Genomic DNA, 8,250 nt, shown 5'->3' on the forward strand with positions numbered 1-8,250 from the left:
ACCTAGCCGTTATGAGCGGCCAGCTCTAACCAACTGAGCTACAGGCCCATCGCGCATCCCGCTACAGATGCGGGCAGCGCTTGGCAAGGTGGGTTTCAGACTTCCGCCGCTTCGATGATATCGCGAACGCAGGCTGGCTTTACGCCGTGGGTTTCGAGGTGCGCAAAGACGCCGCGCCACCAATCATAGAAGCGATCAAGATCGTCATCATTGCGGACATAGGGCGTGTGGCCGGGGCTGAGCGAGGGACTGTGGAACGACAGGACCAGCAGCGGCAGGCCGAGGTCTACGGCCACATCAATGCCGCGCTTGGCCTCGTCCAGCGTGATGCCTTCCGGGGTGAGCGAGATACGTTCGAGCAGGCCGAGCCGTGACAGTAGCCCGCGCATTCGGGGCACGCGCCACATCAGCGGATACAGATGTTTGCCATAACGCTTGAGTGGCCCGGAAAAGACCGTGGTCAGCGGCGCTTCCATCAGGCCGTTGCGCTTGTCTATCCACCACGGGCGCAGGGGGTGCAGGTGAAAATCGGGGCCACCGCTGGAACTGTAATCGAAATTCGCGCGGACCGAAGTGTCGATCGCGATGCCGCATTCGGACAGGATGCCCGCCGTGTTGGGACCGACGCCATATCGTCCGGCGCGATAGATGGCAGGCCCGATACCAAAAGCGTGCTCTATTGTGTCGCGCAGCTTGCGGAACTTTGCCCGTTCCAGATCAGGGGGCAGGTTGCCAGCGAAACTGTTGTGGACGGTGACGTCTTCGTGGTGCGGCGGGTTGACCCACGGGTGCAACTGCACGCCGATTTCGGCGCGGCCATGCTTCACCGCATCGGCGAGAACTTCGGCGGCGCGGGGATCGCTCGCCACGGGATAATCGACGAGATAGATCGGGACGACGCCAAGACCTTCGCAGAATTGCTGGAACTTGGCGAGGCGCGGAACATGATCGAGGCCGTGGCTGGTACGGTCGAGCGGCTTCGACCAGTCGAACTCTTCTTCGGTATCGATGGTGAGAATGAAGCGGGCACCGAACGACGGAGCGAAGCGCACGAAATCGGCCTCGTCGGGCATTCTCAGGACTTGAGATGGCGTAACCATGCTGCGGATCAGCCCTGCGCCGTGGATGCCGGTGCCGGGTTATCGGCGCGGGGCAGAGTGATCATCAGGCGTTCGCCCTCACGCAGCAGCGTGCCGTTGGCGGCTTCGAATTCAGCGCGGGCGAGGCGCAGGGCAAAGCCGTTCCCCAGCATGGCGGGGGCCGAGAATGAGCCGGAGTTGCCCGCAACATCGGGTGCGAACAGGGCGGCATCGCCAAGCCGATAGAGCGCAGCAGGAAGCGCGATGGAAAGGTGCGCAGTTCGGTCACCGGTTTCCAGCGCGATGGTCAGCCGTTCGCCCGGTGCAACACTGGCAGCGATGACGGACAGCACACGCCAGACCGAACGTTCGAGTTCATCTGCTGCCATCCCAACGGGCAGCGCAGCGTCAGGAACATTGACGGCGAGGCGGACGTTGCGGGCGGAGAACACCGGGGTAACCTGATCGATCAGGCGGGTGACCACTTCGGCGGCATCAGCCTCACCGGGATCGAGCGTGAGGGCACGGCTTTCGAGTTTTACAAGGCGTTCGACTTCTTCAAACCCGGCGAGAATCTGTGCGGCATCGGCGGCGATGCTGGCGGCCATCGCGCGATAGTGGTGCGGTGTGCTGCCCAATGCCTGCGACTGGATCATTTCGGCAAAGCCCTGAATCGCGTTGATCGGGGTGCGCAATTCGTGGAGCAACTGGCGCAGGCGATCAGCTTCATCAGAAGCTGGGGGGGCAGGCTGTGCTGGCGTGGCGACCGGTGCCAGTACGAGCGGGCGGCGCAGACGCAGCAGGTAGCCGGTGAACCGTCCCCTATCGGGTGCGAAGAGCGGCGTGCCATCGGCCTGCCAAGCCCCTGCGATCATCGGCGCGCCATCGATCTGCAACTGCCCGGCGCTGATCGGTTGATGATGCCGGAAGGCCAGTGCCATCGCCTTGTTGCAATGGACTGGGGCAGCAGGATCGGCGCAGAACACCGTGCTGCCGACCAGCATTCCGGGCGGATCGATTGCCGCGTGAACGACCGTACCGAGCGCATCGGTGCGCAGGTCGATAGAAAGCGGTGCAGGCCGCGCGGCGTCGGCCTCTTCGGCAAAGGGAAACCGGGGGGCAACACCATCGGTGCGCGGCTGGCCAGGCGCCTCTCCGGTGGCTGCGTCGCGTTCCTTGCGCTTGGCCCGGAAGGCCTCGATCCGGCGAACAATCGCGCCGATGCCGTCTGCCACATCGGGGTGCAGTTCGGGCAGCGGGGCATCGGGCGTCGGCGGGGGGGGCGGCGCAGGGGGGGCGTCGGTGACCGCGACCTGCGCAGGCTTGATTTGGATGCCTGCCGGTTCGGGCAGAAGGAAATCGTCGACGCCCAATTGCGACAGCAGCTTGCGCACCGGTGCGCCAAGATCGCTGCGATGGCGCACGAAGCCGCGTGCGGTGGTGGGCAGGCGAGGGATCAGGGCCAGCCAGTCTTCATCGGTCAGCCGGGCGGAAGCGACCGCAGCAGAGGCGGTGCGCGGCGTCTTTTGCGCGAAGTGATAGACCAGCACGGCGGAGCGGTGCGGCACGCCGCGCAGGACGGCGGCGCATTCTTCGTCGGATAGCTGGGAAGCCAGCGAATCGACGCGCTGCAGCGCGGCGGCATGGCGCGCGTTCCATTTCGCAAGCGGCACGGTGCCGAGCAGATCGACCAGTTGCCGCAACTGGGTGCGGCCTGCCGTCTTTCCTGCCACGTTGGTGCGCAGCACGGTTTCAAGACGGTCATCGACGATCATTCACGCTCCGCACAGGTGAAGAAGTGGTATGGGGCATCCATTCCGGCGCTGGGCACCGAAACGTCGCTATAGTCTTCATAAGGCTAACAAAGTGTGGCCATGCTGAGAAGATTGGGCCGGGAAGATTGCTATCCACTGCGTTGCAATGTGCCACGGTTGCACTATGAAACAATAAAATTATCCTGAGGATGCTGATTTGTGCGGAAAGTTGCGATTCACGCTTCTTTCCGAATCGCCCGAGCGGGCTTTAGCGAAACGGACGAACGAACGAAGCATGGCAACCCTTGATGGTATTGACCGGCGGCTCCTTGCCGAACTGCAGGCAGAGGGCCGCGTGACCAATGTCGAACTGGCGCAGCGCGTGGGATTGACCGCGCCGCCATGCCTGCGGCGGGTGCGTGCGCTGGAAGATGCTGGGGTGATCCGGGGCTATCATGCCGATCTGGATTCATCGAAGCTGGGCTTTGCGATCACGGTATTCGCGCTCGTCAGCCTGAAAAGCCAGGCAGAGGAATCACTTCGCCAGTTTGAAGACCACATGCGCACGCTTCCTGAAGTGCGCGAATGCCACATGTTGAACGGCGAGATCGACTTCATTCTGAAGATCGTCAGCCGCGATCTGCAGAGCTTTCAGGAGTTTCTCACCAGCAGGCTGACGCCCGCGCCGAACGTGGCGAGCGTCAAGACATCGCTGACGATCCGCACGGCCAAGCAGGTGCCGGGGGTTCCGCTGGAGGATTGAGAGGCTACCCCGCGAAGGCGGGGGCCTCAGTGTTGTTACGGAAGGTCAGCGTAAACCGACTGAGGCCCCCGCCTTCGCGGGGGCGCAAGCTTTCTGATTTTGGGCCTTCAGCCTGCTGATCCTGCCGCGCGTTCGTGGTGTCGGATAACTTCCTCGATAATGAACCTGAGGAACTTTTCGGAGAACTCCGGGTCAAGTTTCGCGTCTTCGGCCAGCTTGCGCAGGCGGGCGATCTGGCGTTCCTCGCGGCCGGGGTCGGATGCGGGGAGCTTGTTCGTGGCCTTGTAGGCCCCGACGGCCTGCGTGATGCGGAATCGTTCGGCCAGAATGTGGATCATCGCCGCATCGATGTTGTCGATGGACTGGCGATAGCCTGCCAGAACCGTATCTTCGCTCATCACCTTACCCCATCCTTTGGTCTGTGCGGACGGATTAGGCCGCTACAGTGCAAGTTGCATCTTGCCAAGCGCCGCCCTTGTCGCCAAGCGGTCTGCCAACATGACTGCGACCGTCCACCCCCTTCCGCGCAAGGCCGAACCTTCGCTCGCGCCGATGATGGCTCTCGTTGCCGAGGGCATGAACAGCGTAAACGCCGTGATCCTTGACCGGATGCAGTCGCGCATCCCGCTGATCCCGACTTTGGCAGGGCACCTGATCGCGGGCGGTGGCAAGCGGATGCGCCCGATGCTGACGCTGGCCAGCGCATCTTTGCTGGGATACGGGGGCAGCCGCCACTTCAAGCTGGCGGCGGCGGTGGAATTCATCCACACGGCAACCCTGCTGCACGACGATGTGGTCGATGGATCGGACATGCGGCGCGGCAAGAAGACCGCGAACATCGTCTATGGCAATCCGGCGACCGTGCTGGTCGGCGATTTCCTGTTCAGCCGCAGCTTCGAACTGATGGTCGAAGATGGCTCGCTCAAAGTGCTGCGCATCCTGTCGAACGCTTCGGCGGTGATTTCCGAGGGCGAGGTCGACCAGTTGGTTGCCCAGCGCCAGATCGACACGACCGAGGAAATGTATCTCGATATCATCGCGGCGAAGACGGCGGCGCTATTCTCTGCCGCGTGCCGCATCGCTGCTGTGGTGGCGGAGCGGCCTGAGGCTGATGAACTGGCGCTCGATTCCTATGGCCGCAATCTGGGCATCGCGTTCCAGCTTGCCGATGATGCTATCGACTATGATTCCGATGCTGCCGAAATGGGCAAGGATCAGGGCGACGATTTCCGCGAAGGCAAGATGACGCTTCCGGTGATCCTTGCCTATGCGCGCGGCGATGCGGACGAACGCAAGTTCTGGCAGGAGGCAATTGCCGGGGACCGTTCATCGGACACCGACCTTGCCCATGCCATCGAACTGATCCGTCGCCACGATGCCGTGAACGCCACGCGCGAACGGGCGCGGATGTATGCGCAACGCGCGATTGATGCGATTGCAGGTTTCCCGGCCAGCGCGGCAAAGACGGCGATGACCGAAGCGGCGCTGTTTGCGGTGGCGCGGCGGTTCTGACGTTACTTTTGCCTGAAGTCATTTTCGCCTGAAGTCATTTTCGACGGCCGAAACGTTTCCATAACCACCAGAAACTGCCGCCGCAGACCGCGCCGACGCCCAGCACCATCGCGCCGATCATCGCCCCGCTGAACAGGAGGCCGGTGGTCAGCGCCACCACGAATTCCAGCGTGGTCTTCATCCCCTCGGCCTTATTGCACCCTGTGCTTCTCGCCAAGCTGAACGAACCGAATGGCAAATCGTTGCCTTTCGCAAGGAAAGGCCGGTAAGGCGCGCGGGGTGAGCGACCTTCCGATCCATGCCGTACTGCCCGATCTGCTTGCTGCGTTGCGGGAGCGACCGAGCGCGGTGCTGATCGCGCCGCCGGGTGCGGGCAAGACGACGGCGGTTGCGCCCGCCTTGCTGGGCGAGCCGTGGTGCGGCGGAAAAGTGATCGTGCTATCCCCACGGCGTGTCGCGGCGCGGGCTGCGGCGGAGCGTATGGCCGAAGTGCTGGGCGAAGAGGCCGGGCAGACCATCGGCTATGTCACCCGCCTTGACGCCAGACGATCCGCCCGAACGCGCGTGCTGGTGATGACGGAGGCGATTTTCGTTTCCACCATCCTGAACGACCCGGAATTGCAGGGCGTTTCTGCGGTGCTGTTCGACGAGGCGCATGAGCGGCATCTCGACAGCGATCTGGGGTTGGCACTGGCGGTGGAAGCGCAAGGCGTGCTGCGCGACGATCTGCGGATCGTCGTGATGTCTGCCACGATCGACGGGTCGCGCTTTGCCGCGCTGCTTGGGGATGCACCTGTGGTGGAAAGCGAAGGCAAGGCGCATCCGCTGGCGGTGAAATGGCTGGGCGCGCGGCCTGACGTGAAGATCGAAGCGGCGATGGCGTCGGCCATTCAGACCGCGTGGCGCGAAGAGCAGGGCGATATTCTGGCGTTTCTGCCGGGCTTGGCGCAGATCGAGCGGACGGCGGGCCTGCTGGCGGAACGGTTGCCGCAAGCACTGGTGCTGCCGCTGCATGGGCAGGTCGAACCGGCGGGGCAGCGCGCGGCGATCCGGCGCGATGCGCAAGGGCGGCGCAGGATCGTGCTGGCGACGAGCATTGCCGAAACCTCGCTGACGCTTGATGGCGTTTCCGTGGTGGTGGACGCAGGTTTTTCGCGCCGGGCGGAGTTTGACAAGGCGGCGGGCGTTACGCGCCTGATCACGACCCGCGCCAGCCAAGCCTCAGCGGCGCAGCGGGCGGGGCGTGCGGCGCGGCAAGGGCCGGGTGTGGCCTATCGGTTGTGGGAAGAGGCTGCACATGCAGGGCGGGCGGCCTTCGATCCGCCAGAGGTGGTGACGAGCGACCTTGCCCCGCTGGCGCTGACTTTGGCGCAGTGGGGCGCGGGCGATGTGGCGGCGATGGCATGGCTCGATCCGCCGCCGATGGCTGCAATGTCGGCAGCGCGTGCGGCCTTGGAGGCACTTGGCGGGCTTGATCATGAGGGACGCATCACGCCGCATGGCCGGGCGATGGCGCGGTTGCCGATGGAACCAGCGCTGGCGCATATGCTGCTGTTCGCCGCGGAGCGTGGCCAGGCGCAGGAGGCCGCGCGTCTGGCGCTGCTGTTGCAGGAACGCGGCCTTGGCGGGCGAGGTGAGGATCTGGCGCGGAGGCTGGATCGCTGGGCAAGCGAACGCGGGAGCCGCGCGGAAGGGGCACGCAAGCTGGCGGCACGCTGGGCCAGGATGGCGGACAAGCTGGTGGTGCGTGGCAGGGCGACAGGGGTTCCGCCGGGCGTGCTGCTGGCCGAGGCATTCCCCGACAGGATCGCGCGGGCGCGCGGCGCTTTGGGTGAGGAATGGCTGGCGTCAGGCGGGCGCGGCTATCGGCTCGATCCTGCATCGCCGCTCGCCACGGCGAAGTGGCTGGTGATCGGGGATGCGCAGGGCGAGGCCAAAGGCGCGCGGATTACCGCAGCGATTGCGCTGGAGGATGAGGAGGTTACCCGCCACCTTTCGCACCGCATCGAGGAACGGCATTCGCTGATGTGGAACGCAGGCGAGGGCCGGGTGGAGGCGCGGCTGGAGCGCAGGATTGGGGCAATCGTGCTGGCGCGGGTGCCTGATCCGAAACCGGATGGCGATGCTGTGGTGGCCAAACTGATCGAGGTGGTGCGCGAGGGTGGGCTGGACCTGCTACCGCTGGGGGATGCCGCCAAGGCGCTGATCGTGCGGGCGCGCTATGCGGGGCTGGCGGCACTGGCCGAGCCTGCACTGATCGATTCGCTGGAGGACTGGCTGGCACCGCTGCTGGCAGGGCGGCGCGATTTGCAGATCGGCGCGGGCAAGCTGCATGAGGCTTTGGCCAACCGGCTCGACTGGAACGAGCGGCAGGCTCTGGACAAGCTGGCTCCGGCGGAGTTCCGCTCTCCGGCTGGAACCAGCCACGCCATCGATTATGGCCACGAAGCCGGGCCTTGCGTGGAATTGCGAGTGCAGGCGCTATTCGGGCTGGAGAAGCATCCGTGCGTGGGGCAGCCGCCCAAACCGCTGCTGTTGAGCCTGACGAGCCCCGGTGGCAAGCCGATCCAGACCACGGCGGACCTGCCCGGTTTCTGGCGGGGATCGTGGCGCGATGTGGTGAAGGACATGAAGGGCCGTTACCCCAAACATCGCTGGCCGGACGAGCCTTGGGCCGAAGATCCCAGCCTCAAGACAAAGAATGCGTTCAACGCAACAAAGCGGACTTGATTTGCGGCGCGATTCGCCCGAAAGCGCGAGCCATGTCAGCACGCATCTATCAGCGCCCGAAAAACGCCATGCAGTCCGGCAAGGCCCGGACCAGCGACTGGCTTCTGGAATTCGAACCGGCAGAGGCAAAGCGCCCCGATCCATTGATGGGCTGGGCCGGTTCTGGCGATACGCAGGCGCAGGTTGTGCTGTCGTTCGGATCGCAGGACGAAGCGCAGGCCTATGCCGATCGCTATGGTATTGAAGCGCGCGTCATTCCCACGCCGCCGCGCAAGCTGAAGCTGCAGAGCTACGCCGACAATTTCCGGTAAGGTTGTTTAGGGTCAGGACCTATCAATCGCGCCTTTGAGGTTTGAAGCAAAATGGCCCAGCGCAAGGCGGATGGGCGCAGGAATAGTGGTTCTATTTCAAG

The 8,250-nt window shown here is 64.3% G+C and carries 8 protein-coding genes; 4 read left to right on the forward strand and 4 right to left on the reverse strand.

All coding sequences use genetic code 11. The features are described 5' to 3' along the window. Positions 1-95: 95 nt before the first annotated feature. Both ACOVQ0_RS02080 and ACOVQ0_RS02085 read right to left on the reverse strand, forming a co-directional pair. Positions 96-1,100, reverse strand: a complete 1,005-nt coding sequence (locus tag ACOVQ0_RS02080) for a polysaccharide deacetylase family protein (RefSeq protein WP_421879596.1) — start codon at positions 1,098-1,100, stop codon at positions 96-98. Positions 1,101-1,108: 8 nt separating this feature from the next. Further along, on the reverse strand, positions 1,109-2,854 hold the full coding sequence (locus ACOVQ0_RS02085; protein WP_421879599.1) for a sensor histidine kinase: 1,746 nt from the start codon (positions 2,852-2,854) through the stop codon (positions 1,109-1,111). Between the two features lie 274 nt (positions 2,855-3,128). Between ACOVQ0_RS02085 and ACOVQ0_RS02090 the strand changes: the two genes are divergently transcribed. Beyond that, on the forward strand, positions 3,129-3,596 hold the full coding sequence (locus tag ACOVQ0_RS02090) for an Lrp/AsnC family transcriptional regulator (RefSeq protein ID WP_421879602.1): 468 nt from the start codon (positions 3,129-3,131) through the stop codon (positions 3,594-3,596). A gap of 107 nt (positions 3,597-3,703) precedes the next feature. Here the strand turns inward: ACOVQ0_RS02090 and ACOVQ0_RS02095 are convergent, their stop codons facing one another. Beyond that, positions 3,704-3,994 (reverse strand): chorismate mutase, encoded by a 291-nt coding sequence (locus tag ACOVQ0_RS02095; protein ID WP_421879605.1) that lies wholly within the window; start codon positions 3,992-3,994, stop codon positions 3,704-3,706. Positions 3,995-4,094: 100 nt separating this feature from the next. Here ACOVQ0_RS02095 and ACOVQ0_RS02100 point away from each other — a divergent pair, with 100 nt between their 5' ends. Then, a complete protein-coding gene (locus ACOVQ0_RS02100; protein WP_421879608.1) occupies positions 4,095-5,108 on the forward strand; it encodes a polyprenyl synthetase family protein in 1,014 nt (337 codons plus the stop codon). A 34-nt stretch (positions 5,109-5,142) separates the two neighbouring features. Here ACOVQ0_RS02100 and ACOVQ0_RS02105 read toward each other — a convergent pair whose 3' ends face one another. Beyond that, positions 5,143-5,289 carry a hypothetical protein gene (locus ACOVQ0_RS02105; protein WP_421879611.1) on the reverse strand — a complete coding sequence of 49 codons (147 nt, stop codon included), beginning with the start codon at positions 5,287-5,289 and terminating at the stop codon, positions 5,143-5,145. 98 nt (positions 5,290-5,387) lie between these two features. Here ACOVQ0_RS02105 and hrpB point away from each other — a divergent pair, with 98 nt between their 5' ends. Together hrpB and ACOVQ0_RS02115 are read left to right on the forward strand one after the other, a co-directional pair. After that, the gene (gene hrpB, locus ACOVQ0_RS02110) at positions 5,388-7,838 is read left to right on the forward strand and encodes an ATP-dependent helicase HrpB (RefSeq protein WP_421879614.1); all 2,451 of its coding nucleotides are present in this window, start codon (positions 5,388-5,390) and stop codon (positions 7,836-7,838) included. Positions 7,839-7,870: 32 nt separating this feature from the next. Further along, complete coding sequence (locus tag ACOVQ0_RS02115; RefSeq protein WP_421879617.1) at positions 7,871-8,149, forward strand: ETC complex I subunit; 279 nt, start codon at positions 7,871-7,873, stop codon at positions 8,147-8,149. Positions 8,150-8,250: the final 101 nt, after the last annotated feature.

It is taken from the genome of Novosphingobium sp., from assembly GCF_049240505.1.
Taxonomy (GTDB): Bacteria; Pseudomonadota; Alphaproteobacteria; order Sphingomonadales; family Sphingomonadaceae; genus Novosphingobium.